Here is a 24,867-nt window from a genome sequence, read left to right on the forward strand (position 1 = left end):
GTTGCCCACACCCCCGGCCGGGGTTTTTTGGGTGTGGGCCACCGCAACTTCCCCCGGCCCCCCCCCAGGTAACCCCCCGCCCGGCGCTTGAGGCCACCCCACCTCGCCCCCGCCCGGCAGGGCAAGGCCACCCGCCCGGGCCAACCCGGGGCGCCGCCCGCTCCGAGGGGCGGTCCAATGGACCGATGAGTCCGCCCGCGCCGAGCGACTGCCTGGCCCGCAACACCTGGATCTGCGGCGAGTACCTGAGCACCCGCCGCGGCATCCTGCTCGACGCCGTCCTCGAACACCTCCAGCTCACCGCCGTGCCCATCGCCATCGCGCTGGCGCTCGCCGTGCCGCTGGCCGTCCTCGCCCGCCGCTTCAGTTGGGCGGCGGGACCGGTGCTCGCCGTGACGACGATCCTGTACACGATTCCCTCGCTGGCGATGTTCTCCCTGCTGCTGCCGCTCTACGGCCTCTCCGCCTCGCTGGTCGTCGCCGGGCTCGTCCTCTACTCGCTGACGCTGCTGGTCCGCAACATCCTCGCCGGACTGCGTGCCGTCCCCGAGGAGACCCGGCAGGCCGCCCGCGGCATGGGGTACGGGCCGGTGCGGCTGCTGCTCACCGTCGAACTGCCGCTGGCGCTGCCCGCCGCGATGGCGGGGCTGCGGATCGCCACCGTCTCCGCGGTCTCCCTCGTCACCATCGGCGCCATCGTCGGCTTCGGCGGACTCGGGAACCTCATCTACGCGGGGATGAACACCTACTTCAAGGCGCAGGTCCTCACCGCCTCCGTGCTCTGCGTGGTCATCGCCGTCGCCGCCGACCTGCTCCTCCTCGGCGTTCAGCGGCTCCTGACCCCCTGGACCAGGGCGGTCCCCTCGTGACGACCGTCACCGAGGCCTGGCGCTGGCTGACCGACCCCGCCCACTGGTCGGGCGACGGCGGCATCACCCAGCGGCTCACCGAGCACCTGGTCCTCACCGTCGTCTGCCTCGCCGTGAGCTGCCTGATCGCGCTGCCCGTAGCCCTGGTCCTCGGCCACCTCGGCAAGGGCGGCGCCCTCGCCGTCAACCTCGCCAACATCGGCCGCGCCGTCCCCACCTTCGCCGTCCTCGTGCTGCTCCTCCTGACCCCCGTGGGTCGCTGGGGCGAGGGCCCCGCCGTCGTCGCCCTCGTCCTCTTCGCGGTGCCGCCGCTGCTCACCAACGCCTACGTCGGCATGCGCGGCGTGGACCGCGACACCGTCCGCGCAGCCAAGGGCATGGGGATGACCGGACGGCAGGTGCTGACCGGTGTGGAACTGCCCCTCGCCCTGCCCATGGTCATGACCGGCGTCCGGATCGCCGCCACCCAGCTCGTCGCCACCGCGACCATCGCCGCGCTCGCCGGAGGCGGCGGCCTCGGCCGCATCATCACCGCCGGGTTCAACCTCGCCAGCACCCCGCAGGTGGTCGCCGGAGCCGTCCTCGTCGCCGCCCTCGCCCTCGCCGTGGAAGGCGTCTTCGTCCTCGCCGACCGGCTCTCGCCCTCCTGGGCCCGGGGGAGCGCCTGATGCGCGCCCGCGCAGCGCTCGCCGCCCTGCTGCTGACCGCCTGCGCCGCCTGCGGGACCGGGCCCGCCCTGGAGGACCAGGGTGAGGTCACCGCCCCGCCCGGCGACAGCAGCAGCCTCACCGTCGGCTCCGCCGGCTTCACCGAGTCGGACCTGCTCGCCCAGATGTACTCCCTGCTGCTGCGCCGGGCCGGCTACGAGACGGAGATCACCACCGTCGCCAACCGGGAGCTGTACGAACCGGCGCTGGAGAGCGGCCGCGTCGACGTGGTCCCGGAGTACGCGGCGACCTTCGCCGACTGGCTCAACGCCAAGGCGAACGGGCCCGACGCCGAGCCCGTCGGCTCGCCCGACCTCGCCACCACCATGAAGGCCTTGCGCCGACTCGCCGCCTCCCGCGGCCTCACCGTCCTCGACCCGGGCAGGGCGGTCGACCAGAACGCCTTCGCCGTCACCCGCGAGTTCGCCGCCGAGCACGACCTGCGCACCCTCAGCGACCTCGGCGCGTCCGGCGTCCCGGTCCGCCTCGCGGCGGGCGACGAGTGCGTCTCGCGCCCGTACTGCCGGCCCGGCCTGGAGAAGACGTACGGCATCGACGTCACCGCCGTCGACCCCAAGGGCGTCGGCACCACCCAGGCCAAGCGGGCGGTGCAGAGCGGTCAGGACCAGATGGTGCTCACCACCACGACCGACGCCACTCTCGACGCCTTCGGCCTCGTCCTGCTGGAGGACGACAAGAAGCTCCAGAACGCCGACGCGGTCGTCCCCGTCGTCAACCGCGCCCGGGCCGGGGGCGAACGGGTCGCCCGCGCCCTGGACGCCCTCGCCCCCGTCCTCACCACCGGCGACCTCGCCGACCTCAACCGGCAGGTCGACAGCTGGCGGCGGCTGCCGGAGGACGTGGCCCGCAACTACCTGGAGGAGAAGCGACTGCTCGGCTCCTGAGGCCGGGCCCCCTCAGGCGTCCGTCACCGAGTCGAAGGCCACCTCGCCGCGCGGTACGCCCTTGGCGTCCGACTCCACCGAGCGGCGCAGCGCCTCATGCAGCTTGGCCGGGGTCAGTACGCCGAGGAAGCGGTCGCCGTCCAGCACCGCCACCCACCCGGCGTCGTGCTGGAGCATCACCCCGAACGCCTGCTTCAACGGCACCCCCACCGGCACCCACGCCCCCATCCGCCGGGCCAGCTCCCGCACCGGCCGCCCGGCGGCCGCCGAGGCCAGCTCGTCCAGCCCCACCCAGCCGTGCAGGTTCCCCTCCGGGTCCAGTACCACCGCCCACCGCACCCCGCGCTCCCGCAGCCGCGCCGCCGCACGCTGGGCCTCCTCGTCGGTGCGGGCCACCGGCGGTTCCTCCACGTCCCCCGGCTCGATGGCGGTGACCGACAGCCGCTTCAGCCCCCGGTCGGCGCCGACGAACTCGGCGACGTAGCCGTTGGCGGGGCGGCCGAGCACCGCCGCCGGGGTGTCGTACTGCTCGACGCGGCCCTTGCCGTAGACGGCGATGCGGTCGCCGAGCCGGACCGCCTCCTCGATGTCGTGGGTGACCAGCAGCACCGTCGTGCCCAGCGACCGCTGGATGGCGGTGAACTCGTTCTGCAGCCGCTCGCGCACCACCGGGTCCACGGCGCCGAACGGCTCGTCCATGAGCAGCACCGGCGGGTCCGCCGCCAGCGCCCGCGCCACCCCCACCCGCTGCCGCTGGCCGCCGGACAACTGCGCCGGATAGCGTCCCCCGAACTCCGCCGGGTCCAGCCCCACCAGCTCCAGCAGCTCCTTGGCGCGCGCCCGGGCGCGGCTGCGCCGCCAGCCCGTCAGCGCGGGCACCGTCGCCGTGTTGTCGAGGACCGTGCGGTGCGGGAAGAGGCCGACCTGCTGGATGACGTAGCCGATGTGACGGCGCAACCGGACCGCGTCGGCCTTCATGACGTCCTCGCCGTCGACCAGGATGCGGCCCGAGGTCGGCTCGGTGAGGCGGTTCACCATCATCATCGTGGTCGTCTTCCCGCACCCCGAGGGCCCGACCAGCGTCACCAGCTCGCCCCGCCCGACCTCGAAGGAGAGCCCGTCGACCGCCACGGTGCCGTCCGGGTAGCGCTTGGAGACCTCCTCGAAGCGGATCACGGCCTCACGCTAGCCCCGCCCCACCGCCCGCGCCGCCCGGTGGCACCCGTACGGTCCTGCCCGGCGGCCCTGTGCTGAACTGGGCCCGGGGTATCAGCCGCACACCCGCACCACCCGCACCACGTTCAGGGGAGCCCACGTGACCGACACGCGTACCGCCGCCTACCGCCAGCCCGGCGTCGTCCTGACCGACCACCGTTTCAGCGTCCCCCTGGACCACGACGAGCCCGACGGCGAACGGATCGAGCTGTACGGCCGCGAGGTGGTCGCCGCCGAACGCGAGGGCATGCCGCTGCCCTGGCTCCTCTACCTCCAGGGCGGCCCCGGCTTCGGCGCCCACCGCTTGGTGGGCCTCCCGCACTGGCTGGGCCGCGCCCTCACCGAGTTCCGGGTCCTCCTCCTCGACCAGCGCGGCACCGGCGCCTCCACCCCCGCCAACCGGCAGACCCTCCCGCTGCGCGGCGGCCCCGAGGAGCAGGCCGATTACCTCACCCACTTCCGCGCCGACTCCATCGTCCGCGACTGCGAGGCGATCCGCCCCGGCCTCACCGGCGGCGCCCCCTGGACCGTCCTGGGCCAGAGCTTCGGCGGCTTCTGCACCGCCAACTACCTCTCCACCGCGCCCGAAGGCGTCGCCACCGCCCTCTTCACCGGCGGCCTGCCCTCCCTCGACGCCCACGCCGACGACGTCTACCGCGCCGCCTATCCCCGCGTCACCCGCAAGAACGAGGCGCACTACGCCCGCTACCCGCAGGACGTCGAACGCGCCCGCCGCATCGCCGCCCACCTGCTGGAGAAGCCGGTGGAGCTCCCCGGTGGCTATCTGCTGACCGCCGAGGCCTTCCAGTCGCTCGGCATCCTGCTCGGCTCCGGCGACGGCAGCCACCACCTCCACTTCCTCCTGGAGGACGCCTTCGTCCGCGTCCCCGGCGGCCACGCCCTCTCCGACACCTTCCAGGAGCAGGTCCGCGCCCACCTCTCGTACGCCCCCAACCCCCTCTACGCCCTCCTCCACGAGGCCATCTACGCCCAGGACGAGCGGCCCACCGCCTGGTCGGCCGAGCGGGTGCGCGGGGAGTACCCCCGCTTCGACGCGGCCCGCGCCCTCGCCGGGAACGAGCCCGTCCTCTTCACCGGCGAGACCATCCACCCCTGGCAGTTCACCGCCGACCCCGCGCTGCGCCCGCTGCGCGAGACCGCCGGCATCCTCGCCGCCCGCACCGACTGGACCCCGCTGTACGACGCCGAGCGGCTCGCCGCCAACGAGGTCCCCGCCGCGGCCGCCGTCTACCACGACGACATGTACGTCGACACCGCCGACTCGCTGCGCACCGCCGCCGCCATCCGGGGCCTGCGCCCCTGGATCACCAACGAGTTCGAGCACGACGGCGTCCGCGCCGGCGGCCCCCGCGTCCTCGACCGCCTCCTCGCCCTCGCCCGCGACCGCGCCTGAGGCGAGTGGGCCGCGTGCGACAGGGCGCGCCCGCCGCAACCCCGTCCTACGCTGGCCCCATGGCCGAACAGCTCGCCCCCCTGCCCGAGGACTGGCAGCGCGCCCTCGCGGTCGTCGCCCACCCCGACGACCTGGAGTACGGCTGCGCGGCCGCCGTCGCCCACTGGACCGACGGCGGCCGTGAGGTCTCCTACCTCCTGGCGACGCGCGGCGAGGCCGGGATCGACAGCCTCGAACCCGCCATCAGCGGCCCCCTGCGCGAGCAGGAGGAGCGCGCCTCGGCCGCCGTCGTCGGCGTGGGCAGTGTGGAGTTCCTCGACCACCGCGACGGCGTCATCGAGTACGGCCCCGCACTGCGCCGGGACATCGCCGCCGCAATCCGCCGCCACCGCCCCGAGCTCGTCATCACCCTCAACCACCGCGACACCTGGGGCGGCACCTACCGCAACACCCCCGACCACGTCGCCGTCGGCCGCGCGGTGCTGGACGCCGCCGCCGACGCGGGCAACCGGTGGATCTTCCCCGAACTCGGCGCCCAGGGCCTGGTCCCCTGGGACGGTGTCCGCTGGGTCGCCGTCTTCGGCAGCGACCGGCCCACCCACGCCGTGGACGCCGGACCCGGACTGGAACGCGGCATCCGGTCCCTGCTCGCCCACCGCACCTACGTCGAGGCGCTGACCGAGGAGGACCCGGAGCGGTACTGCCGCACCCTGCTCACCGAAGGCGTCCAGCAGGCCGCGGACCGTTTCGGCGGCAGGCCCGCCGTCACCTTCGAGCTCTTCCCCTGCTGAGCAGCCGGTAGCCCCCCTCGCTTGCCGGAACGGCACATCCGTTTGCCGGTACGGCACCATGGCTCCATGAGTCCCCGCCCCCACCGCCCCGCCCTGCCCGACCCCGCCCCGCCGCCCGCCGACACCGACACCGTCCTCGCCGGCGTCGGCCCCCGGCTGCGCGCCCTGCGCAAGGAGCGCGGCGCCACCCTGGCCGGCCTCTCCGCCGCCACCGGCATCTCGGTCAGCACCCTCTCCCGCCTGGAGTCCGGCCATCGCCGCCCCAGCCTCGAACTGCTGCTGCCCATCGCCGCCGCCCACGACGTCCCTCTGGACCGCCTGGTCGGCGCGCCCCCGGCGGGCGACCCCCGGGTCCGGATGGACCCCATCGAGCAGGGCAACCGCACCGTCATCCCACTCAGCCGCCGCCCCGGCGGCCTCCAGGCCTTCAAATGGGTGCTGCGCCCGGGGGAGCGGTGCGACCCCGCCGAGGAGCAGCGCACCCACGAGGGGTACGAGTGGCTGTACGTGATCTCCGGGCGGCTGCGGCTGCTCCTCGGCGAGCACGACTTCGAACTCGGCGAGGGCGAGGCCGCCGAGTTCGACACCCGCCTGCCCCACTGGTTCGGCGCCGTCGGCGACCACCCCGCCGAAGTCCTCAGTCTCTTCGGCCCGCAGGGGGAGCGGATGCACGTACGGGCCCGGCCGAGGCCGGCACGGTAGGACCCCGGTCGCGGCGGGCGGGCCGCCTTCCTCCGCGTACGTTCCGGCCGGTTCCGTACCCCGTCCGGGGATCGGTGGACGAGAACGGTTCCTCTCGGCCAAGCGACCGCTTAGTATGCGCGGGAGTCCGGTCTGCCGGCCGCGCCGCCCGCCGAGGGCGCCGGGGCCCGGCACCGGACCGGAGACCCCCGCGTCCCCGCACCCGAGACGTCCGCGACACGTACCGCAGTGGAGGCCCGCAATGCAGGCATGGCAAGTGCACCGGAACGGTGAGCCCCGCGAGGTGATGACCCTGGCCGACGCCGCCCGCCCCGAGCCGGGCCCCGGACAGGTCCGCCTCAAGGTCCGGGCCGCCGACATCAACTTCCCCGACGCCCTGCTCTGCCGGGGCGAGTACCAGGTCCGGCCGCCGCTGCCGTTCACCCCGGGCGTGGAGATCTGCGGCCAGACCGAGGACGGGCGCCGGGTGCTGGCCACCACCGCCCTGCCGCACGGCGGCTTCGCCGAGTACGCCCTCGCCGACGAGGCGGGACTGCTGCCCGCCCCCGACGCCCTCGACGACGCCGAGGCCGCCGCCCTGCACATCGGCTACCAGACCGGCTGGTTCGGCCTGCACCGCAGGGCGCGCCTCCAGGCGGGCGAGACCCTCCTGGTGCACGCCGCGGCGGGCGGCGTGGGCAGCGCCGCCGTCCAGCTCGGCAAGGCCGCGGGCGCCCGCGTCATCGGCGTCGTCGGCGGCCCCGAGAAGGCCCGCGTCGCCGAGGAGCTCGGCTGCGACGTGGTGATCGACCGCCGCGAGGCCGACCTGGTCGCCGCTGTCAAGGAGGCCACCGGCGGCAAGGGCGCCGACGTGGTCTACGACCCGGTCGGCGGCGACGCCTACACCAAGTCCGCCAAGTGCGTGGCCTTCGAGGGACGCATCGTCGTCGTCGGCTTCGCCAGTGGCACCATCCCCGCCCCCGCCCTCAACCACGCCCTGGTGAAGAACTACTCCATCCTCGGCCTGCACTGGGGCCTCTACGCCGTCAAGGACCCCGCCTCGATCGGCGCCTGCCACGCCGCCCTCACCGAACTGGCCGCCAAGGGCACCGTCAAGCCGCTGGTCAGCGGCCGCGTCCCGCTCGCCGAGGCGGCCGACGCCGTCCAGCGCGTCGCCGACGGCACCACCACCGGCCGCCTCGTCGTCCTCCCGGAAGGAGCGGCCGCATGAGCGACGCCGACGACCTCCGCGCCCGTACCCGCGCCCTGCTCGCCGACCACCCGCCCGCCACCACCTCCCGGGCCGACTTCCTCGCCGCCCGCTTCGACGCGGGACTGGCCTGGGTCCACTACCCGCAGGGGCTCGGCGGCCTCGGCGCCGCCCGCAGCCTCCAGGCGGTCGTCGACGCCGAACTCGCCGCCGCCGGAGCCCCCGACAACGACCCCCGGCGGATCGGCATCGGCCTCGGCATGGCCGCCCCCACGATCCTCGCCTACGGCACCGAGGAGCAGCGGCGCCGCTTCCTGCGCCCCCTCTGGCTCGGCGAGGAGGTCTGGTGCCAGCTCTTCAGCGAACCGGGCGCGGGCTCCGACCTCGCCGCCCTCTCCACCCGCGCCGTCCTCGGTGACGACGGCGTGTGGACCGTCACCGGCCAGAAGGTGTGGACCTCCAGCGCCCACCTCGCCCGCTGGGCCATCCTCATCGCCCGCACCGACCCGGAGCAGCCCAAGCACCGGGGCATCACCTACTTCCTCTGCGACATGACCGACCCGGGCGTCGAGGTGCGGCCGCTGCGGCAGATCACCGGCGAGGCTGAGTTCAACGAGGTCTTCCTGACCGGCGTCCGCATCCCCGACAGCCACCGCCTCGGCGAGGTCGGCGACGGCTGGCAGGTCGCCCGCACCACGCTGATGAACGAACGCGTCTCCATCGGCGGCAGCGCGGGCCCCCGCGAGAGCGGCATGATCGCGCCCCTGGCCCGCACCTGGCGCGAGCGCCCCGAGCTGCGCACCCACGCCCTGCACCAGCGGCTGATCCCGCTCTGGGTGGAGGCCGAGGTGGCCCGCCTCACCGGCGAACGCCTGCGCCAGCAGCTCGCCGTGGGCCAGCCAGGACCCGAGGGAAGCGGCCTCAAACTCTCCTTCGCCCGCCTCAACCAGCAGATCAGCGGCCTGGAGGTGGAACTCCTCGGCGACGAGGGCCTGGTGTACGACGACTGGACGATGCGCCGTCCCGAACTGGTCGACTTCACCGGCCGCGGCCCCGGCTACCGCTACCTGCGCTCCAAGGGCAACAGCATCGAGGGCGGGACCAGCGAGGTGCTGCTGAACATCGTCGCCGAACGCGTCCTCGGGCTGCCCACCGAACCGCGTACCGACAAGGACGTCGCCTGGAAGGACCTCGCCCGATGAGCGCCACTCCCCGCCTGCTCGCCACCGACACCGAGGACGACCTGAGGGCCGCGGTCCGCTCCCTGCTCACCACCCGCTGCGCGCCGGACCGGGTGCTGGCCCGCGCCGAGACCGACGCGCCGTACGACCGGGAGCTGTGGAAGACCCTCACCGCCTCCATGGGCCTCGCCGGGCTGCTCGTCCCGGAGGAGGACGGCGGCCAGGGGGCCGGCCACCGGGAAGCGGCCGTCGTGGTGGAGGAGCTGGGCCGCGCCGTCGCGCCCGTGCCCTACCTGAGCGGCGCCGTCGTCACCCCGGCCGCGCTGCTCGCCCTCCCCGAGCGCACCGAGGAGGCGTCGGCCCTGCTCGCCGACGTGGCCGCCGGAACCACCGTCGCCGTCCTCGCCGTACCGCTCACCACCGCCCCCGGCGACCCGCTCCCGGAGGTCACCACCACGGAAGGCGCCCTGCACGGCACCGTCCGCTCCGTCGCCGACGCCGCCGGGGCCGACGTCCTGCTGGTCGCCGCCGACACCGGGCTGTACGCCGTCCCCGCCGACGCGCCGGGCGTGGAGACGACCCCGCTCACCGCCCTCGACCTGACCCGCCCGCTCGCCGCCGTACGCCTCGACGGCGCCCGCGGCACCCTGCTCGCCCCGGCCGCCGACTCCGCCGCCGCGGTGCGGGCCGGACTGCTCGCCGGGGCCGGCCTGCTGGCGAGCGAGCAACTCGGCCTCGCCGAGTGGTGCCTGACCGAGACGGTCCGGCACCTGAAGGACCGCCACCAGTTCAACCGGCCGCTCGGCTCCTTCCAGGCGCTCAAGCACCGCCTCGCCCAGCTCTGGCTGGACGTCGCCGGCATCCGCCCTGCCGCGACCGCCGCCGCCGACCTCCTCGCCACCGGTGAGGGCGGCCCCGCCGAGGCCGAACTCGCCGTCGCCGTCGCCCAGGTGTACGCCTCACCCGTCGCCGTCCGCGCCGCCGAGGAGGCGCTGCAGCTCCACGGCGGGATCGGCATGACCTGGGAACACCCGGTCCACCTCTACCTCAAGCGCGCCAAGGGCGACGCGGTCGCCTACGGCGGCGCGGGACGCCACGGCGAGGCCGTCGCCCGCCTCGCGGAGCTGCCCGCGCCCTGACCACGGCCCGCCACCCTTCCCCGCGTACCGCCCGGCCCACCGAAAACCCCAGGTGGGCCGGGCGTTTCGGTGTTCGTGCGGCTCATGCATAATTGCGCACCGGACGCAATAACCGAGGATCTTCAAAAAGATCCACGACCTGGGGTGGAACGCGTATGACGAGCAGGACCGACCGCCGACCCGTACGTCTGGCCGGAACCCTCGCGGCGACCGCGGCCCTCACCGTCGCCGCCACCTCCTGCTCCGCCCCCGGCGGCGGCACCGAGTCCAAGGGCTCCGCCGCCGGCACCGCCGTCGTCGGCATCGCCTACGAACCGGACAGCCTCAGCCCCCTCCTGGGCTACGGCAAGGACGGCAACTCAAAGATCTTCGACGGGCTCCTCACCCACGACGAGAAGCTCGACCTGAAGCCCGCCCTCGCCTCCGCCCTCCCCGAGATCTCCGAGGACGGCCGCACCTACACCTTCCCGCTGCGCAAGGGCGTCACCTTCACCGACGGCAAGCCCTTCACCGCCCGCGACGTCGTCTTCACCTACGAAACCATCCTCGACCCGAAGACCAACAACGCCAGCCGCACCGAACTCGACGCCGTCGAGAGCGTCGAGGCCAAGGACGACCACACCGTCGTCTTCCACCTCAAGTACCCCTACGCGCCCTTCGCCGAGCGCACCGTGCTGCCCATCGCCCCCGCCCACATAGCGGGCGAACAGGACGTCAACACCGGCGACTTCACCACCAAGCCGATCGGCACCGGCCCCTACGAGCTGGTCAACTGGTCCAAGGGCGAGAAGCTCACCTTCAAGGCCAACCCCGACTACTGGGGCGGCGCGCCGAAGATCAAGAACTTCACCATGGCCATCATCAAGGACGACGACGTACGCGCCACCCGGCTGCGCTCCGGCGACCTCGACGGCGCCATCCTGCCGCCCAACCTCGCCAAGGCGTTCAAGGACCAGGGCACCGCCACCTACGCCGCGAAGAGCTTCGACTACCGCGTCGTCACCCTGCCCACCGGCAACAAGGTCACCGGCGACACCGACATCCGCCGCGCTCTCGACCTCGCCGTCGACCGGAAGGCGATGGTCGACTCCATCCTCGACGGCGCCGGAAAGCCCGCCTACGGGCCCGTCCCCACCGACAGCCCCTGGTTCACCCAGGGCACCGAACGCGCCCACGACCTCGACGCCGCCGCCGACATCCTCGACGAGGCCGGCTGGAAGAAGGGCAAGGACGGCATCCGCGCCAAGGACGGCGTCCGCGCCGCCTTCCCGCTCTGGTACCTCTCCGGCGACAAGCTCCGCCAGGACCACGCCCTCGCCTACGCCTCCGACGCCAAGAAGCTCGGCGTCGAGGTCAAGGTCCAGGCCGGCACCTGGGAGGTCATCCAGCCCCGGATGCCCAAGGACGCCGTGCTCGCCGGCGGCGGCTCCCCGGCCGACCCCGACTTCGACCAGTACACCCTGCTGAAGTCCTCCCTGGCCGGGGACGGCTTCAACAACATGGCGCACTACGACAACCCGGCCGTCGACAAGGCCCTGGAGAAGGGCCGCCGCAGCGGCGACCAGGCCGAGCGCCAGGCCGCCTACGACACCGTCCAGCGCGAACTGGTGAAGAACCCCGGCTACACCTTCCTCACCCACATCGACCACGTCTACGTCGTCGACGACCGCTTCGGCACCCTCACCACCCAGATCGAACCGCACGACCACGGCCTCGCCTCGGGCCCCTGGTGGAACGTCGAGGACTGGAAGCCCGTCAAGTGACCAAGGCCCGCCACGGCCTGCCCTGGATACCCATGGCGCGCATGACGGGGCGGCGGCTGCTCTTCGCCGTCCCCGTCCTGCTGGCCGTCACCTTCGCCGTCTTCGCCGTCGCCGACGCCTCGCCGTTCGACCCCGTCAAGGCGTACGCCGGAACCGCCGGACTCACCGCATCGCAGGAGAACCTCGACCAGCTCCGCGCCAACCTCGGCGTCGACCAGCCCCTCGCCGTCCGCTGGTGGGAGTGGATCACCGGTGCCGTCACCGGCGACCTCGGCCACTCCGCCGTGATGCGCCAGCCCGTCGCCGACGTCATCGCCGAACGCATCGGCTGGTCCGTCCTGCTGGCCGCCCTCGCCTTCGCGGCCGCCGTCGTCCTCGGCGTCACACTCGGCGTCCTCGCCGCCCGCCGCAGGGGCTCCCTCATCGACCGGGCCGTCACCTCCCTCGCGTACACGCTGGAAGCCGCCCCCACCTTCTGGCTCGGCCTGCTCGCTGTCTGGCTCTTCGCGCTCCAACTCGGCTGGCTCCCGGCCGGCGGCCTCACCGACACCGGCAGCAGCACCGTCACCGCCGGCCAGCTCGCCACCCACGTGATCCTCCCCGCCGCCGTCCTCGCCGCCTCCCAACTCCCGTGGTTCGCCCTCTACGTCCGACAGGGCGTCGGCGACGCCCTGGACGAGGACCCCGTCCGCGGCGCCCGCGCCCGCGGCCTCGCCGAACGCACCGTCCTGCTCGGCCACGCCCTGCGCTCCGGACTCCTGCCCGTCCTCACCCTCATCGGCTCGCGGGTCCCCGAACTCATCACCGGCGCCCTCCTGGTGGAGACCGTCTTCAGCTGGCCCGGCATCGCCGCCGCCACCGTCCAGGCCGCCACCGCCGTCGACTTCCCGCTGCTGGCCGCCACCACCGTCCTCGCCACCGCCGCCGTCCTGCTCGGCAACCTCGTCGCCGACCTGCTGTACGGCCTCGCCGACCCGAGAGTGGGCTTCGATGGCTGACCTCGCCCTGCCCACCGCCCCCGGCCGCGGCGCCCGCACCGCCCGCACCTGGAAACTGAGGGTCAGCGCCACCCTCGTCGCGGGCTTCGTCCTCGCCGTCCTGCTCGTCCCGCCCCTCGTCGGCCTGGACGAACAGGCCGTCGACCTCGGCGCGAAACTCCTGCCGCCCTCCCTCGACCACCCCTTCGGCACTGACGACGTCGGCCGCGACCTGCTCCTGCGCTGCGTCTACGGCCTGCGCGTCTCCCTGCTCGTCGGCGTCGTCGCCGCCCTCGTCGCCACCGTCCTCGGCACCGCCGTCGGCGCGGCCGCCGGAGCGCTGGGGGGCTGGACCGACCGGCTCGTCATGCGCTGCGTCGACGCCTTCTCCTCCGTGCCCCACCTGCTCCTCGGCATCTTCATCGTCGCCCTCTTCCGCCCCGGGGTGTGGCCCGTCGTCGTCTCCGTCGGCCTCACCCACTGGGTCTCCACCGCCCGCATCGTCCGCGCCGAGATCCTCTCCCTGCGCTCGCGCCCCTACATCGACGCCGCCATCTCCGGCGGCGCCTCCCGCACCAGGCTCGCCCGCCGCCACCTCGTCCCGGGCGTCCTCCCGCAGGCCGGACTCGCCGCCGTCCTGATGATCCCGCACGCCATCTGGCACGAATCGGCCCTCTCCTTCCTCGGCCTGGGCCTGCCCACCCACCAGGCCAGCCTCGGCACCCTCGTGCAGAGCGCCCGCGGCACGCTGCTCGCCGGGGACTGGTGGCCCACCCTCTTCCCGGGCCTGTTCATCATCGTGCCGACCCTCGCCATCGCCGGGCTCGCCGGAGCCTGGCGCGAACGGCTCAACCCCCGGCGCCGATCGGAGCTGATGCTGTGACCGTCCTGTCCGTACGCGGCCTCACCGTGCGGTTCCGGATGCGCGAGAGCGCCCCCGTCCGCGCCGTCACCGACGTCTCCTTCGACCTCGCGGCGGGGGAGTGCCTCGCCCTCGTCGGCGAGAGCGGCTGCGGCAAGTCCGTCCTCGCCTCCGCCCTCCTCGGCCTGCTCCCCGGCAACGCCGAGACCGCCGGCTCCGCCCTGCTCGCCGGAACCGGGGACGAGCCCGCCACCGACCTGATCGCCGCCGACGAGGCCACCCTCGCCCGCACCGTCCGGGGCCGCCGCGCCGGCCTCGTACCGCAGAGCCCCGCCGCCCACCTCACCCCGGTCCGCACCGTCCGCGCCCACCTCACCGAGACCGTCCACCGCCTCACCGGCACCCGTGGCCGCACCGCCCTGCGCACCGCCACCGAGTCCGCCGCCGCCCGTGTCTCCTTCCCGGCCGGCCACCTCGACCGGCACCCGCACCAACTATCCGGCGGCCTCGCCCAGCGCGCCGCCACCGCCCTCGCCCTCGTCGGCGACGCGCCCCTGCTCCTCGCCGACGAACCCACCACCGGCCTCGACCGCGACCTGGTCGACCGCACCGTGGACGAACTCCGCCGCCACACCGGCGACACCCGCGCCCTGCTGATGATCACCCACGACCTGGCCGCCGCCGCCCGCATCGCCGACCGGGTCGCCGTCATGTACGCCGGACGCGTCGTCGAGATCGCCGACGCCGACGCCTTCTTCGGCGCCTCCGGCCCCCGCCACCCCTACGCGCGCGGCCTCCTCGACGCCCTCCCCGAACGCGCCTTCCGCCCCGTCCCCGGACGCCCCCCGGAACTGGCCGCCCTACCCGAGGGCTGCGCCTTCGCCGCCCGCTGCGCCCACGCCGACGCGGCCTGCCAGGTCCAGCCGCTCCTCACCGGCGGCCTCGCCTGCCACCACCCCGGCACGGCCCCCGCCGACCCCGTCGACCCGCCCCAGGCCGTGGAGGCCCCCGGTGCTTGAACTCCTCGCCGTCACCGCCGGATACGACCGCCGCGCCCCCGTCGTCCGCGACGTCACCCTCACCCTCGCCCCCGGCGAGGCCGTCGGCCTCCTCGGCCCCAGCGGCTGCGGCAAGTCCACCCTCGCCCGCGTCGCCGCCCTGCTCCACCAGCCCGACTCCGGCCGCGTCGTCATCGACGGCGAACCGGCCCGCGGCTACCGGCACCGCGCACCGCGCGAGCAGCGCACCGCCTTCGGCGTCGTCTTCCAGCAGCCCCGCCAGTCCGCCGACCCCCGCCTGTCCCTCGCCGACCTCGTCGCCGAACCCCTGCGCGCCACCGGCCGCGGCGAGGAGGCCGCCGCGCGCGCCCGCGAGGCCGCCGACGCGATCGGCCTCGGCGCCGACCTGCTCGGCCGCCGCCCGCACGAGGTCAGCGACGGCCAGCTTCAGCGGGCCTGCCTCGCCCGGGCCTTGGTCCTCCGCCCGCGCTACCTCGTCTGCGACGAGATGACGGCCATGCTCGACGCCTCGACCACCGCGGCCCTCGTCGGCGTCGTCGAGGAGTACCGCCGGGAGACCGGCGCCGGCCTCCTCGCCGTCGGCCACGACCGGGTCCTCCTCGACCGCTGGTGCGATCGGACCGTCGACTGGGCCGACCTCGGCTCCCACGGCCCCCACTCGGCCGCGGAGAAGCGCCGCCCGGGCGGTGACCCTCGGTGAACTGACCCGTCACGGATCGTCAGTCACCCGGACGGCGGGCATGCCGTTCACCCACCCGCCCCTCACCGCGCGCCACACTGGCCGCCGACAGCCACGGAGTCGGCGTGGCGGTGAGGAGACTTCCGATGGCGATTTCCGTTTCCGTGGCGCTGCTGCTCACGATCCTGGCAGTGATCTTCATCCGCAGCGGCGGACTGAAGACCTCCCACGCGATCATCTGCGTCCTCCTCGGCTTCCTGCTCGCCGGCACCTCCGCCGCCCCCACCATCCACCACACCCTCGTCTCCACCGCCGACATGATCAACGGCGTGGGCAAGTAGTCTCCACGGACCAGGCATTGAGGCCCCACGCCCCCGCCCGTCCGGCGGACCGGCCGTGACGGCGAGGGCATGCGGTTCCCGGGGCGTCGGCGTCAGTAGGTGCGATGGACCCCGAGCAGCGCCGCACCGAAGTGGGCCTGCGGGTTGTCGTAGCGGCCGGTGATGCCGAAGCTCTTCCCGCAGTGGTTGACGGAGCCGCTCGTGACCGGGCCCGAGGCAGAGCCCCGCGCGGTCCACACACACCCGTCGCTGTTCTCCGCGGGCACTCCGGCCAGCGCCTCGGCCCTCCCGTCCTTGGTCAGGTCGGCCAGGTGCACGGCGCTGCCGAACGCGTCATCCGCCTCGGCAGCCCCCGGAATCCCGGCGGTGCTCTGGTTGTACGCCACAGATCCCGCCCCGGTCAGGCCGCCCTTCGCGCCGCGCAGGAGCACGGCCGCGCCCGCCCGGTCGAGCTTCCCGATCGCCTCGCCGGGGACTCCGACGAGCACATCGGCGATGCCGTCCCCGTCGGCGTCACCGACGCTGAGTGAGGCGCCGAACAGGTCGCCGCGCTCGGCCGCGCCGGGGACTCCGGGGGAGTCCTGGTGGATGACGGTGGGGTGCTGGTCGGCGGTGATGCCGGCGGGACCGCCGTAGAGCACCTGGATCTCCCCGCCGAGGCGGGCCGCGTCAGGTGACCCCGCCATGGACTCGTCCTCCGCGATGCCGGTGACCAGGTCGCCGAAGCCGTCGCCGTTCACGTCGCCGATCCGGCCGCGGTGCCCGTCGGCCGAAGGCAGCTGGACGGGGGCGTTGGCGAGTGGATCGCCCTGGACAGGAGGGCCGTTGTCGACGCGCACCGGTCCGCGGTAGTCGCCGCCGGTCGGCCCCAGCAGCCAGAAGCGCTCCGCCCTTCCGTCGCCGTCCACGTCGCCCATGGCCACACCCCGCATCCCGCCCAGGCGCTTCTCCAGGTACTGCGAGGCCGGCTTCCCGGCGCGGGTGAAGGGCCCGGAGTACGACGCCGCTTCGCAGAGCGAGGCCACCGTCAGTTCGGGTGCGCCGTCGCCGTCCATGTCGCCCGAAGCCACCTTTAGCCCGAAGTTGCAGTACTCCCGGCCCTCCCCGTAGCCGGCGGGCGGCACGATGCTCGCCCCGCCCGACAGCCCGCCGGGCCCTCCCCACACCACGGAGACCATGCCCCGGGCTTCGAGGCCGCCCGCGTCCTCGCGCGGCGTCCCCACGATCAGGTCCGCGTACCCGTCCCGGTCCAGGTCGGCGGAGGCGACGCTGGAGCCGAACGCGTCGTTCACCTCCGGGGCGCCGGGAACACCCGCCGTGGCCTGGGTGACGTAGGCGTGCCGGGCCGGACCGACCGAGGAGGCCGAACCGTAGAGGACGACGACCGCCCCCGCCCCGTCCACCGTGCCGACGGGCGCCGACGGGGCACCGACCGCGACGTCGCGGTACCCGTCACCGTTGAAGTCGTCCTGGACGGAAGCGGTGTTGGCTCCCTTGTACGGCGCGCCGACGGCGGCCGCGGCCGGGGCGGCAGGGATGAGCGTGGCGGCGGCGAGTGCGGTGAGCACGGCCGCCGCCGTGATGGATCTGTGCAACAGGGGGCTCCTGAGAGACGGAGGGCATCGGTGATCACTAGACGTGCGAGATCGTCGCCAGGTTGTAGGCGGGCCTGTACCAGCCGCGAGCGCGCCCACCCGCACGCCTGCAGCCACCAGGGCGGCCTATCCCGCCGGGAACACCAGCGTCTCCGCCGCCCACTCCACGAACCCGGTGAGCCACTCCAGCTCCGGCCCGCTCCGGGCGATCCGGAAGCCATGCCGTCGCCCCTGGAACAGGGCTTGCACGGCATGGAGTCGCCCAGCGCCGGACCCGTTCGAGGTCGAGCTCCGCCGCCTCCGCGAAGATGTCCAGGGCGCGGTGCAGCTCCCCGCGCGGATCGGTCGCCGCGAGCAGCGCCGGGGTCCGCCTCTACACGAAGGTGCCGCCGTCGTACGCCCGGTCGCCCGCCACGCCCTTCGGGTCGACGGCCAGCCACGGTCCGCGGTCGGCACGCAGGATGTTCCGCAGGTGGAGGTCCCCCTGGATCAGGGTGTTCGGCTGGGAGCGCCCCAGCTCGTCCACGGTCGCCAGGGCGGCACCCAGCACGCGGTCCGGGAGGCTGTGCGGCACCTCCGCCGCGTCCTTGAGCAGCTCCGCCTCCCAGTCGGCGGCGCGGTCCCGGAGGCGGGGCAGGCCGGGCGGGGCCAGGACGGCCAGGCGGCGGCTCGGTGTCCGGTGCGTGCTCTCGGCGTGCCGGGCGGACGCTCTCGTACTGGACGTACTCGTGCTTTCGTCCGGTGCGGCGAAGGGGCACCTCCCTGCTCGGTCGAAGCCGAGAGCTTGGGGGCGCGTGCCGGGCGCCGTGGGTGCCGTGCGGGACTGTGCGGACCTACCCTGGAAGCTGGCCCGGCCGCGCCAAGGGCGCGTGCCCCGGGAAGGCACGCGACCACCCGGTTCAGCGCCCGCTCGCCACCAGCCTCCCCAGCGCCCAGGCCGCCACCGGCCGGTACAGCATCACGACGGGCAGCGGACCCGAGACGGTCAGCCGCGTGCCGCTGCCGCCGTCGGGGGCGGCCAGCACCTCGTGGCGCAGCCGCAGGACCAGCGGCCCCAGCGCCACGCGCCAGCTCCACACCCGCCCGGCTCGTCCACCCGCTCCACGACGAAGCGGACCCGCACCCTCGCGTACGACCACACCCGCCCCCGCAGCCCGGGCGCGATCCGGTCGGCGCCGGTCTCCACCCGCCTGATCTGCGGCGCCCAGCGTGACCACAGGGCGGGCCGGGCGTACCTCTCCCACACCTCGTCCGGCGGGGCGGGGCCCGCGCGGCTCACCGTGCGGGTCGCCACGGCGTCCGTCCCCGGCGCGGCCGCCGCCTCACTACCGCTTCTTCCTCCGCAGGGCCTCCGGCCGGTGCACGGCCGTCCCGCCGGACTTGTCGCTGCGGACCTCGTACTGCGGTTCATCGGGGGAGGCGTCGACGGTGCGGCCCGCCGCCTCGGTGCGCCCGGTGATCTTCCGCTCGACATGTCCCTCGGCCTCGCCGCCCGGCGACGACCAGGTCACCTCGTCGCCTTTGCGCAGCGCGCGCTCATTCCGCTTCTTTGCCATGACCGGCTCCTCGGCGTGGTCCGTCCCCCTTCCTGCCGAGCACAGCACGCCCGCGCCGTTCCGGCCACCGAGGGGGCCGCCCCCGCCTCCCTCGGCGGCAGGAAGCCGTCGATGCGACCGGACGGTCACGCCTTCTTCACGCGATGCCGTGTTCGAACCCCGACGCCCGGGTTACGCGCAGATGTACCCCCCTCCCCCCACCACCAGGGAGTCATCGTGGCCCTCGTCGCCGTCCTGCTGCCGCTCCTGCTCCTCGGGGGCCTGCTGGCCCTCGGTTGGTACGAGGACCTGATGCTCGGCCCACCGCGCCGCCGCAAACGGCATCTGCGCCTGGTCCCCGACCCGGTGGAGGAAGCCTCCCCCGCGGCCTCCGGCGAGGCCGCCCCGGCCCGGCGGCACGCCGCCTGAGCGGCCCGGTCACCGGTCCGGCGTCTCCCACGGGGGTTTCGGCTCGGGGCAGCGGACCGTGCCCGGCTCGACGCGGATGGCGAGGCCCGGCGTGGTGAGGACCCCCGGGATCTGGATGTCCTGCGTCAGGGCGTCGGTCGCGTGGAACTTGGCGTAGTCGGCCCGCAGGCCGAACCGGCCGGGACCGCTGCCCAGCCCGCCCGCCGGACCCTTCCCGTCCGCCCCGGCCGCCGACCCGTTCACGTTGATGTCGACCACACCGTCCATGTCGAGCACCCCGTTCGCGGAGACCAGGCCGATGACCGTGTCCCCGGTCCGCACCTCCCACGTCGCCGGGTCGTCGTCCCCCAGCTCCAGCACGATCGAGTACGGCACCCCCAGCACGTCCTGCTGCCGGCTCAGGCAGAGGCCGTTCACCCGGCCCTCCCGGAACCCCATCCGCAGCACCGGCACGCTCCCCGCCGAGCCGTCCGCCCGGGTCACCGGCTGGTCCACGGTGGCCGCCGCGTACGCCGTCCCGTACAGGCTGCTCGTGGTCAGCTGGAGCGGTTTCTCCTGGGCCCGGAAGTCCACCGCCAGCGCCCCTGTCCCCATCTGCCACAACAGCGTTCCTGTCGCGGCCGCCGCGGGCAGGGCCAGCAGCGGCGTGCGCCGCCAGTGGGTACGGCCCTCGCGGCACTCCGTTTCGGGACCGCCGCTCATGGCGCCACCGAGATCGAGCCGGGCAGGTGGACGGGGTTCTCGGTGTTGCCGAGCCCCGGCTGGTTGCCGGTGGCCCGGATGGCGTAGATGGTCCCGTCGAAGTCCGAGGCCCCGGCCGTCAGCGGGATCACCGAACCGAACGCGTTCAGCAGGCCCTGCACGCCGCAGATGCGCACGACGACGTTGAGGCAGACCTGGTGGATGTCGCCCCACATCACGGTCTCCTGCGGCTGGAACAGGCCGTCGTACCCGCCGAGCGTCCCCTTGTCGGGCACGTCGATGGTGGCCTCGGGGCCGCCGTCGGCCCTGGGGTGGACCACCTTCACGTGGTCGGTGACCACGAGCTGGCTGAACGTGTACCGCGTCGTCACCCGCGTGCTGCCGTCGGCGAGCCGGATCGTCACGTTGTTCTTCACCCGCATCGACTTGGCCGCCATCTCCTCGATCGTCACCCGCAGCGGCTGCGGCGGCGGCAGGAACGGCGCGTCGCCGCCCGGCGGCTGCGGCTCCGCGCGCCACAGCGACCCGGCCGCCTCGGCCACCCGGCCCGGCCCGGCCGCCGAGCCCGCCACCACGGCGAGGGCCGTCGCCACCCACAGCGCCCGCCGGACGCGCGGGCGCCTCACGCCGGCTCCTCGGACACCGCGGCCGCGGCCCCGGACCGGCGGCGGGGGCGGGCGGCGCGCTCGGGCCCCCAGCCGACCATCATCGAACCGCCCAGCACCCCCAGCACCATCCCGACGAGGAACCCGCCCAGGTTGGAGGCGACCAGCGAGACGACCGCGAGGAGCGCGCCGATGATGCCGAACGTGTACCGCTGCTGCGGCGCGGCGAGCGGGATCAGCCCGCTCAGGACCACCCCTCCGCCCAGCAGGTACCCGGCGATCCCGTCGAACCCGGTGCTCACGATCAACTGCATCGGCGCGAGGGAGAACTTCAGCACCGTCCACCCGCCGGCCACCATCCACACCCCGCCCCGGAACGGCCGCGTACGCCGGAACGCGCGGAACCACGCCCGGCCCCGCCGCAGCGCCGCCCCGGTACGGGCGCCCCACCCGGCCGGGACCGCCGCGCCCTCGTCCGTACTTGCCCGCCCGGCCACCGCCTCGTCGTCCCCGCCGACCGTGCCCGTCTTCCCCCGCCGGGTCTTTGCGGCGCGGCTCAGCACGACTCCGCCGAGCCCGCGACGACGCGCAGATTCAGCCCGGGCAGCTCCATCGACCCGGCGATCTCTGCCGCGTGGGCCTTCGCGTCCAGACCCCGCAGCGAGATCGTGGCCCCGCCCCCGCCGCCGGCCGACCCCAGACCGAAGCCGCCCGGCTGCGCCCCGGCCAGCGGCTTGCCCGCCACCTCCACCTGGTCGGCGGAGTGGCCGATGACGGTGTTCTCCAGCCGCGTCGTGCCGCGCGACTTCAGGCCGGTCGCCTGGAGGTAGAGGTTCTTCGCCGAGATGTCGGGGGTGAACCCGCCGCTCGCCCCGCCCTTCACCTCCTGCCCCGCCGTCAGCAGCAGGCTGTACGGCAGCCCCGCGAAGCTCTGGTGGACCACCCCGCACAGCCCTGCCAGCCGCGCGTCCGAGAAGCCGACCCGTGTCATCCCGGTGTCGGTGCGGGTGGAGCCGTCCGGCGTGCCGATCGCCGGGGTGTTGCAACGACTACTAGAACGGAGGTCCCCGGCCACGCCGTTGGAGGTGAGGGTGAACGGCTGGTGGGTGACGTTGAAGCCGGCGGCGAGCGCCCCGCCCGCCAGCGCGCTGCCGAGCACGCCGATGGCAGGGCCGCCAGGGTGCTGCGGCCCCAGCGGGTGCCGCGCCGGGTGCCGTCGGCGTCCTCGGCCGGCATCCGCTCGTTCCAGTCGGCGGCCTGCCGGGCGCCCGCCGCGCGCAGGCGGCCGAGGCGGGCGGCGGTGGAGCGCCAGGGGTCGCTGAATCTCATGGTGAGGGCTCCAGTCGGTTGCGGGTGTCCTGCCGGGCGCGGGGTGCCCTGGCACCACGGAGGCGGCCGCCGACGCCTACGCCGCCGAGACCTGGCCGGAGATCGACGCCGCCTCCCGCGCCCTGGCGGTCGAGGCGGCGGTCCGCCTCACCGCCGGCCACGTCATGCGGAGCGACGCGCCGCCGGAGGAGTCGGCCGGCCGCATCGCCGAATGCGTCGCCCGGATCGCCGCAGGGCCCGCCGCGTGACGCCGCTTTCGGCCCGGCCGCGCGCTCACGGTCCGGGCAGCGGACGCAGCCGTACGCCGTGGTCGACCGGGCCCGCCCCGGCGAGCGGCCACGTCCGCAACCACACCCGGCCCGAGACGGCCTCCAGGTCGGCCCACCCGTAGCTCCGCGCGTCGTCCGACCGGTCGGCGTGGTCGCCGAGGAAGAAGAACCTCCCGGCCGGTACGGTGCGCGCGGCCGGACTCACCGAACGCCTCCCGTCGGCCCCGCAGCACGGCGTGGGCAGGGCCGCGCCCGCCGCGCCGGGGACCGTGACCTCGTACCACCGCCCGGCCCCCGCCCGCTGGACCAGCACCCGCTGGCCCCCCTTCGGCGCGGGGACGATCCGCACACGGTCGCCGGGGAGCGCGACGACCCGCTTGACCAGGAGGACGTCCCGCCCCGGGGTGCGCATCAGCACCACGTCGAAGCGGTCCACCCCGTCGTCCGGCGCGGGCAGCGGCAGTACCCGCTCGCCGTCACGCAGCGTCGGCTCCATACTGTCCCCGTCGATCCGCACGCTCAGCAGCGCCACCGCCGCGACCACGAGCACCACCAGCCCGGCGAACACCGCCACCGCCGCGCCCACCGCACGCGGCACGACGCGGCGCACCTGCCGGGGACTTTCGCCCGTCCCGTCAACGGCCCGTTCGCGCTTCGGCGTTGAGTTCATACGGGGGAGTATGGATCGACGGCGCCGCAGCCGGACCAGCGCCCCTCAACAACTCTGCGGCGGCGCCGCCGGAGCCACCGGCCCGGTCGCCTCCCGCGCCTCCCAGTCGGCCCGGCCCCCCGGCCCCAGCACACCCGTCATCCGCCGCAGCTCCTCGGCGGACATCTTGGCCAGGCTCCGGCGCGCGATGTGGGCGACCAGCAGCGGGAGAACCGGGCGGACGGGCTGGACCAGACGCAGCCACCACGGCGCGTAGACGGCGGGCGCCCGCCGCTCGATCCCGCGCACCAGCCATGCGGCGACCTGCTCGGGAGGGTGCACCCGGCTGCCCGGCCCCGGCTGGTGGGCGCGCAGCTCCCGCAGCACGGGATGCGCGTCGATCCCCTCGATCATCCCGGTGCCCGTCCAGTGCAGATAGGCGATGCCGACCCCGACCCCCTCGGGTTCCATCTCCGTACGCAGCGCCTGGGCGTACGACTCGACGCCGGCCTTGGAGGCGCAGTACGCGCTCATCAGCGGCGACGACCCGAAGGCCGCCGTGGAGGCCACCTGGAGCAGGTACCCCCGGGTCCGGGCGAGCTGCGGCAGGAAGGCGCGGGCGGTGGCGGCGCTCCCCAGGAGGTTGACGGCGATCACCCGGTCCCACAGCGCGGCCTCGGTCGTCACGAAGGGCCCCGCCGCCGCGATCCCCGCGTTGGCCACGACCACCGAGGCGGGTCCCATCCGCTCCGCCACGCTGCCGGCCGCCCCGCGCAGGGCGGCCTCGTCGGTCACGTCGACCTCCAGCGAACACGACTCCGTCGGCAACGACCGGGCCACGGCCTCCAGCGTCGCCAGCTCCCGCCCGATCAGCGCCACCCGCAGCCCCCGCTCCGCCAGCCGCCTCGCCGTCGCCGCCCCCACCCCGCGCGCGGCCCCCGTCACCACCGCGACCCGCCCGGCATGTCGATCCGCGGCCATGCACACACCCTCCTCGACCACCCCGGGACGCGCGCCACGCCGCCGTACTCCGGCCAGTCGACCACGGCGGCCGGGCGGGGGCCTGGCTGGTTGCTGCCATCGGGTGAGGGTGAGGGGGACCCCGGCGAGCCCCGGGTCAGGGACGCCAGCCGCGCAGCAGCTCCGAGACGCGGGCGACCGTGCTCCGCGGGTCGTACAACTCCTGGGCGAGGGCGCTGAGCTGATCCCGGGTGGGCGCCACCGGGATGCCGCTGGCGTCGAGGTACATGACGGCGACCGCGCAGGCCACGGTGAGGTTGGAGTGCTCCAGCCAGCGGCACCGGCCCAGGGTGTGGACCAGGGCGGCGGCGCGGGCGTAGGGGCCGCCGTACACCGGCTGCTCCAGGAGCTCCGCGTGGTGGCGGGCGACGGCGGCCAGGGGGACGCCGAGATCGTCGGGTGCGGGATCGCCGTGGCCCGCGCGTTCGGCGACCTCCAGGATCCAGGAGAGGTCGACGTGCAGGGCCATGCTCACGCAGCGGCACCCCGGCCGGCCGCGGGCGCGTGCTGGGCGTCGAGGGCCTCCTCCAGACCGTCGAGGAAGTCCCCGTGCAGGTCGATGAGGCGCTGCGCGGCGGCCATGCCCGCCGCGCGGGCCCCGGTGGTGTCCTCGGCGATGAGGCGTTCGACGTACCGGTTGAAGTCGAGGCCGCGGGCGGCGGCGGCCTCCTTGCCGGAGGCGAGGACGTCCGGCGCCAGGCGGAGCTGCGTCTGCTTCCTGTCAGTACTCATGAAGAAAAGGTAGCAGGGTGGTAGCAGCGGTGCGGGCCCCCCGGCGATCCGCATACCGCCCCGGTCCGGAACCGGCGCGGCCACCCGGACCCGCGCCCCCCTTCCAGCCCGCCCGATGCGCCGTACCCCCGCCGGCCACCCCGCCACCCCGGACGTACATCCCCGGTGCCATCCCGTCCCTCCGCCTAGCACTTGAGGATGACCCGCCGCCCACTCGGCGGAGGAGATCGCTCCGTTCTCGGAACCACC

30 protein-coding genes and 1 pseudogene are annotated in these 24,867 nt (G+C 74.8%); 17 read left to right on the forward strand and 14 right to left on the reverse strand.

Annotation, left to right across the window (positions count from 1 at the left end):
- The first annotated feature begins 185 nt into the window (after positions 1-185).
- Genes ACFWMZ_RS08255 through ACFWMZ_RS08265 form a run of 3 tightly spaced genes read left to right on the forward strand, consistent with a single transcriptional unit; the run spans position 186 to position 2,481 of the window.
- On the forward strand, positions 186-869 hold the full coding sequence (locus ACFWMZ_RS08255; protein WP_383200143.1) for an ABC transporter permease: 684 nt from the start codon (positions 186-188) through the stop codon (positions 867-869).
- Positions 866-1,537: an ABC transporter permease gene (locus tag ACFWMZ_RS08260; protein ID WP_383200146.1), complete on the forward strand. Its 672-nt coding sequence runs from the start codon at positions 866-868 to the stop codon at positions 1,535-1,537. Before ACFWMZ_RS08255 ends, ACFWMZ_RS08260 begins: the two co-directional genes overlap by 4 nt.
- Positions 1,537-2,481 carry an ABC transporter substrate-binding protein gene (locus ACFWMZ_RS08265; RefSeq protein WP_383200149.1) on the forward strand — a complete coding sequence of 315 codons (945 nt, stop codon included), beginning with the start codon at positions 1,537-1,539 and terminating at the stop codon, positions 2,479-2,481. Before ACFWMZ_RS08260 ends, ACFWMZ_RS08265 begins: the two co-directional genes overlap by 1 nt.
- Before the next feature lie 12 nt (positions 2,482-2,493).
- Here ACFWMZ_RS08265 and ACFWMZ_RS08270 read toward each other — a convergent pair whose 3' ends face one another.
- On the reverse strand, positions 2,494-3,657 hold the full coding sequence (locus ACFWMZ_RS08270; protein WP_383200152.1) for a betaine/proline/choline family ABC transporter ATP-binding protein: 1,164 nt from the start codon (positions 3,655-3,657) through the stop codon (positions 2,494-2,496).
- Positions 3,658-3,796: 139 nt separating this feature from the next.
- Between ACFWMZ_RS08270 and ACFWMZ_RS08275 the strand changes: the two genes are divergently transcribed.
- From ACFWMZ_RS08275 to ACFWMZ_RS08330, 12 genes are all read left to right on the forward strand, one after another.
- Positions 3,797-5,110 carry an alpha/beta fold hydrolase gene (locus ACFWMZ_RS08275; RefSeq protein WP_383200155.1) on the forward strand — a complete coding sequence of 438 codons (1,314 nt, stop codon included), beginning with the start codon at positions 3,797-3,799 and terminating at the stop codon, positions 5,108-5,110.
- A 59-nt stretch (positions 5,111-5,169) separates the two neighbouring features.
- A complete protein-coding gene (locus tag ACFWMZ_RS08280; RefSeq protein ID WP_383200158.1) occupies positions 5,170-5,901 on the forward strand; it encodes a PIG-L deacetylase family protein in 732 nt (243 codons plus the stop codon).
- Between the two features lie 66 nt (positions 5,902-5,967).
- Complete coding sequence (locus ACFWMZ_RS08285) at positions 5,968-6,603, forward strand: helix-turn-helix domain-containing protein (protein WP_383171562.1); 636 nt, start codon at positions 5,968-5,970, stop codon at positions 6,601-6,603.
- Positions 6,604-6,844: 241 nt separating this feature from the next.
- Positions 6,845-7,813 (forward strand): NADPH:quinone oxidoreductase family protein, encoded by a 969-nt coding sequence (locus tag ACFWMZ_RS08290; RefSeq protein ID WP_383200161.1) that lies wholly within the window; start codon positions 6,845-6,847, stop codon positions 7,811-7,813.
- Entirely contained in the window at positions 7,810-8,994 is a 1,185-nt protein-coding gene (locus ACFWMZ_RS08295) for an acyl-CoA dehydrogenase family protein (RefSeq protein WP_383200164.1), read from the forward strand. Before ACFWMZ_RS08290 ends, ACFWMZ_RS08295 begins: the two co-directional genes overlap by 4 nt.
- On the forward strand, positions 8,991-10,112 hold the full coding sequence (locus ACFWMZ_RS08300) for an acyl-CoA dehydrogenase family protein (protein ID WP_383200167.1): 1,122 nt from the start codon (positions 8,991-8,993) through the stop codon (positions 10,110-10,112). The genes ACFWMZ_RS08295 and ACFWMZ_RS08300 overlap by 4 nt, the downstream gene beginning before the upstream one ends.
- A gap of 155 nt (positions 10,113-10,267) precedes the next feature.
- On the forward strand, positions 10,268-11,875 hold the full coding sequence (locus tag ACFWMZ_RS08305; RefSeq protein WP_383200170.1) for an ABC transporter substrate-binding protein: 1,608 nt from the start codon (positions 10,268-10,270) through the stop codon (positions 11,873-11,875).
- Between the two features lie 32 nt (positions 11,876-11,907).
- Positions 11,908-12,873, forward strand: coding sequence for an ABC transporter permease (locus ACFWMZ_RS08310; RefSeq protein ID WP_383200173.1), 966 nt, complete (start codon positions 11,908-11,910; stop codon positions 12,871-12,873).
- Complete coding sequence (locus tag ACFWMZ_RS08315) at positions 12,866-13,735, forward strand: ABC transporter permease (protein WP_383171574.1); 870 nt, start codon at positions 12,866-12,868, stop codon at positions 13,733-13,735. The genes ACFWMZ_RS08310 and ACFWMZ_RS08315 overlap by 8 nt, the downstream gene beginning before the upstream one ends.
- Positions 13,732-14,733, forward strand: a complete 1,002-nt coding sequence (locus tag ACFWMZ_RS08320; RefSeq protein WP_383171576.1) for an ABC transporter ATP-binding protein — start codon at positions 13,732-13,734, stop codon at positions 14,731-14,733. The genes ACFWMZ_RS08315 and ACFWMZ_RS08320 overlap by 4 nt, the downstream gene beginning before the upstream one ends.
- The gene (locus ACFWMZ_RS08325) at positions 14,726-15,433 is read left to right on the forward strand and encodes an ABC transporter ATP-binding protein (RefSeq protein WP_383171578.1); all 708 of its coding nucleotides are present in this window, start codon (positions 14,726-14,728) and stop codon (positions 15,431-15,433) included. Before ACFWMZ_RS08320 ends, ACFWMZ_RS08325 begins: the two co-directional genes overlap by 8 nt.
- A 125-nt stretch (positions 15,434-15,558) precedes the next feature.
- Positions 15,559-15,753 (forward strand): hypothetical protein, encoded by a 195-nt coding sequence (locus ACFWMZ_RS08330; RefSeq protein WP_383171580.1) that lies wholly within the window; start codon positions 15,559-15,561, stop codon positions 15,751-15,753.
- Between the two features lie 92 nt (positions 15,754-15,845).
- Here ACFWMZ_RS08330 and ACFWMZ_RS08335 read toward each other — a convergent pair whose 3' ends face one another.
- The 5 genes and pseudogenes from ACFWMZ_RS08335 to ACFWMZ_RS08355 all read right to left on the reverse strand — a co-directional run bounded on the left by ACFWMZ_RS08335 (position 15,846) and on the right by ACFWMZ_RS08355 (position 18,904).
- The gene (locus tag ACFWMZ_RS08335) at positions 15,846-17,348 is read right to left on the reverse strand and encodes a hypothetical protein (protein WP_383200176.1); all 1,503 of its coding nucleotides are present in this window, start codon (positions 17,346-17,348) and stop codon (positions 15,846-15,848) included.
- Between the two features lie 126 nt (positions 17,349-17,474).
- Positions 17,475-18,018: pseudogene (locus ACFWMZ_RS08340) on the reverse strand (aminoglycoside phosphotransferase family protein); the annotation flags it as partial.
- 229 nt (positions 18,019-18,247) lie between these two features.
- Positions 18,248-18,412 carry a hypothetical protein gene (locus ACFWMZ_RS08345; RefSeq protein ID WP_383171584.1) on the reverse strand — a complete coding sequence of 55 codons (165 nt, stop codon included), beginning with the start codon at positions 18,410-18,412 and terminating at the stop codon, positions 18,248-18,250.
- Positions 18,334-18,759 carry an SRPBCC family protein gene (locus tag ACFWMZ_RS08350; RefSeq protein WP_383200179.1) on the reverse strand — a complete coding sequence of 142 codons (426 nt, stop codon included), beginning with the start codon at positions 18,757-18,759 and terminating at the stop codon, positions 18,334-18,336. Before ACFWMZ_RS08350 ends, ACFWMZ_RS08345 begins: the two co-directional genes overlap by 79 nt.
- Positions 18,674-18,904 carry a DUF2945 domain-containing protein gene (locus ACFWMZ_RS08355; RefSeq protein ID WP_383200181.1) on the reverse strand — a complete coding sequence of 77 codons (231 nt, stop codon included), beginning with the start codon at positions 18,902-18,904 and terminating at the stop codon, positions 18,674-18,676. Before ACFWMZ_RS08355 ends, ACFWMZ_RS08350 begins: the two co-directional genes overlap by 86 nt.
- 216 nt (positions 18,905-19,120) lie before the next feature.
- Between ACFWMZ_RS08355 and ACFWMZ_RS08360 the strand changes: the two genes are divergently transcribed.
- Positions 19,121-19,312 (forward strand): hypothetical protein, encoded by a 192-nt coding sequence (locus ACFWMZ_RS08360; protein ID WP_383171588.1) that lies wholly within the window; start codon positions 19,121-19,123, stop codon positions 19,310-19,312.
- A gap of 9 nt (positions 19,313-19,321) precedes the next feature.
- Here the strand turns inward: ACFWMZ_RS08360 and ACFWMZ_RS08365 are convergent, their stop codons facing one another.
- From ACFWMZ_RS08365 to ACFWMZ_RS08380, 4 genes are read right to left on the reverse strand one after another with little or no spacing between them, the layout of a single operon-like run.
- Positions 19,322-20,014: a DUF6230 family protein gene (locus ACFWMZ_RS08365; RefSeq protein ID WP_383200184.1), complete on the reverse strand. Its 693-nt coding sequence runs from the start codon at positions 20,012-20,014 to the stop codon at positions 19,322-19,324.
- Positions 20,011-20,640, reverse strand: coding sequence for a hypothetical protein (locus tag ACFWMZ_RS08370; protein ID WP_383200187.1), 630 nt, complete (start codon positions 20,638-20,640; stop codon positions 20,011-20,013). The genes ACFWMZ_RS08365 and ACFWMZ_RS08370 overlap by 4 nt, the downstream gene beginning before the upstream one ends.
- Positions 20,637-21,182, reverse strand: a complete 546-nt coding sequence (locus tag ACFWMZ_RS08375) for a DUF6114 domain-containing protein (RefSeq protein ID WP_383200190.1) — start codon at positions 21,180-21,182, stop codon at positions 20,637-20,639. Before ACFWMZ_RS08375 ends, ACFWMZ_RS08370 begins: the two co-directional genes overlap by 4 nt.
- Positions 21,176-21,778, reverse strand: coding sequence for a DUF6230 family protein (locus tag ACFWMZ_RS08380; RefSeq protein ID WP_383200193.1), 603 nt, complete (start codon positions 21,776-21,778; stop codon positions 21,176-21,178). The genes ACFWMZ_RS08375 and ACFWMZ_RS08380 overlap by 7 nt, the downstream gene beginning before the upstream one ends.
- Before the next feature lie 199 nt (positions 21,779-21,977).
- Here ACFWMZ_RS08380 and ACFWMZ_RS08385 point away from each other — a divergent pair, with 199 nt between their 5' ends.
- Positions 21,978-22,196: a hypothetical protein gene (locus ACFWMZ_RS08385; protein ID WP_383200439.1), complete on the forward strand. Its 219-nt coding sequence runs from the start codon at positions 21,978-21,980 to the stop codon at positions 22,194-22,196.
- 25 nt (positions 22,197-22,221) lie between these two features.
- Here the strand turns inward: ACFWMZ_RS08385 and lepB are convergent, their stop codons facing one another.
- The 4 genes from lepB to ACFWMZ_RS08405 all read right to left on the reverse strand — a co-directional run bounded on the left by lepB (position 22,222) and on the right by ACFWMZ_RS08405 (position 24,618).
- Positions 22,222-22,815: a signal peptidase I gene (lepB, locus tag ACFWMZ_RS08390; RefSeq protein WP_383200196.1), complete on the reverse strand. Its 594-nt coding sequence runs from the start codon at positions 22,813-22,815 to the stop codon at positions 22,222-22,224.
- Between the two features lie 117 nt (positions 22,816-22,932).
- Positions 22,933-23,847, reverse strand: coding sequence for an SDR family oxidoreductase (locus tag ACFWMZ_RS08395; RefSeq protein WP_383200199.1), 915 nt, complete (start codon positions 23,845-23,847; stop codon positions 22,933-22,935).
- 136 nt (positions 23,848-23,983) lie between these two features.
- Positions 23,984-24,355, reverse strand: coding sequence for a fic family toxin-antitoxin system, toxin component (locus ACFWMZ_RS08400; protein ID WP_383171640.1), 372 nt, complete (start codon positions 24,353-24,355; stop codon positions 23,984-23,986).
- 2 nt (positions 24,356-24,357) lie between these two features.
- Positions 24,358-24,618, reverse strand: coding sequence for a hypothetical protein (locus ACFWMZ_RS08405; RefSeq protein ID WP_383171602.1), 261 nt, complete (start codon positions 24,616-24,618; stop codon positions 24,358-24,360).
- Between the last annotated feature and the right edge of the window lie 249 nt (positions 24,619-24,867).

Source organism: Streptomyces sp. NPDC058373, from assembly GCF_042723275.1.
In the GTDB taxonomy this organism is placed as follows: domain Bacteria; phylum Actinomycetota; class Actinomycetes; order Streptomycetales; family Streptomycetaceae; genus Streptomyces.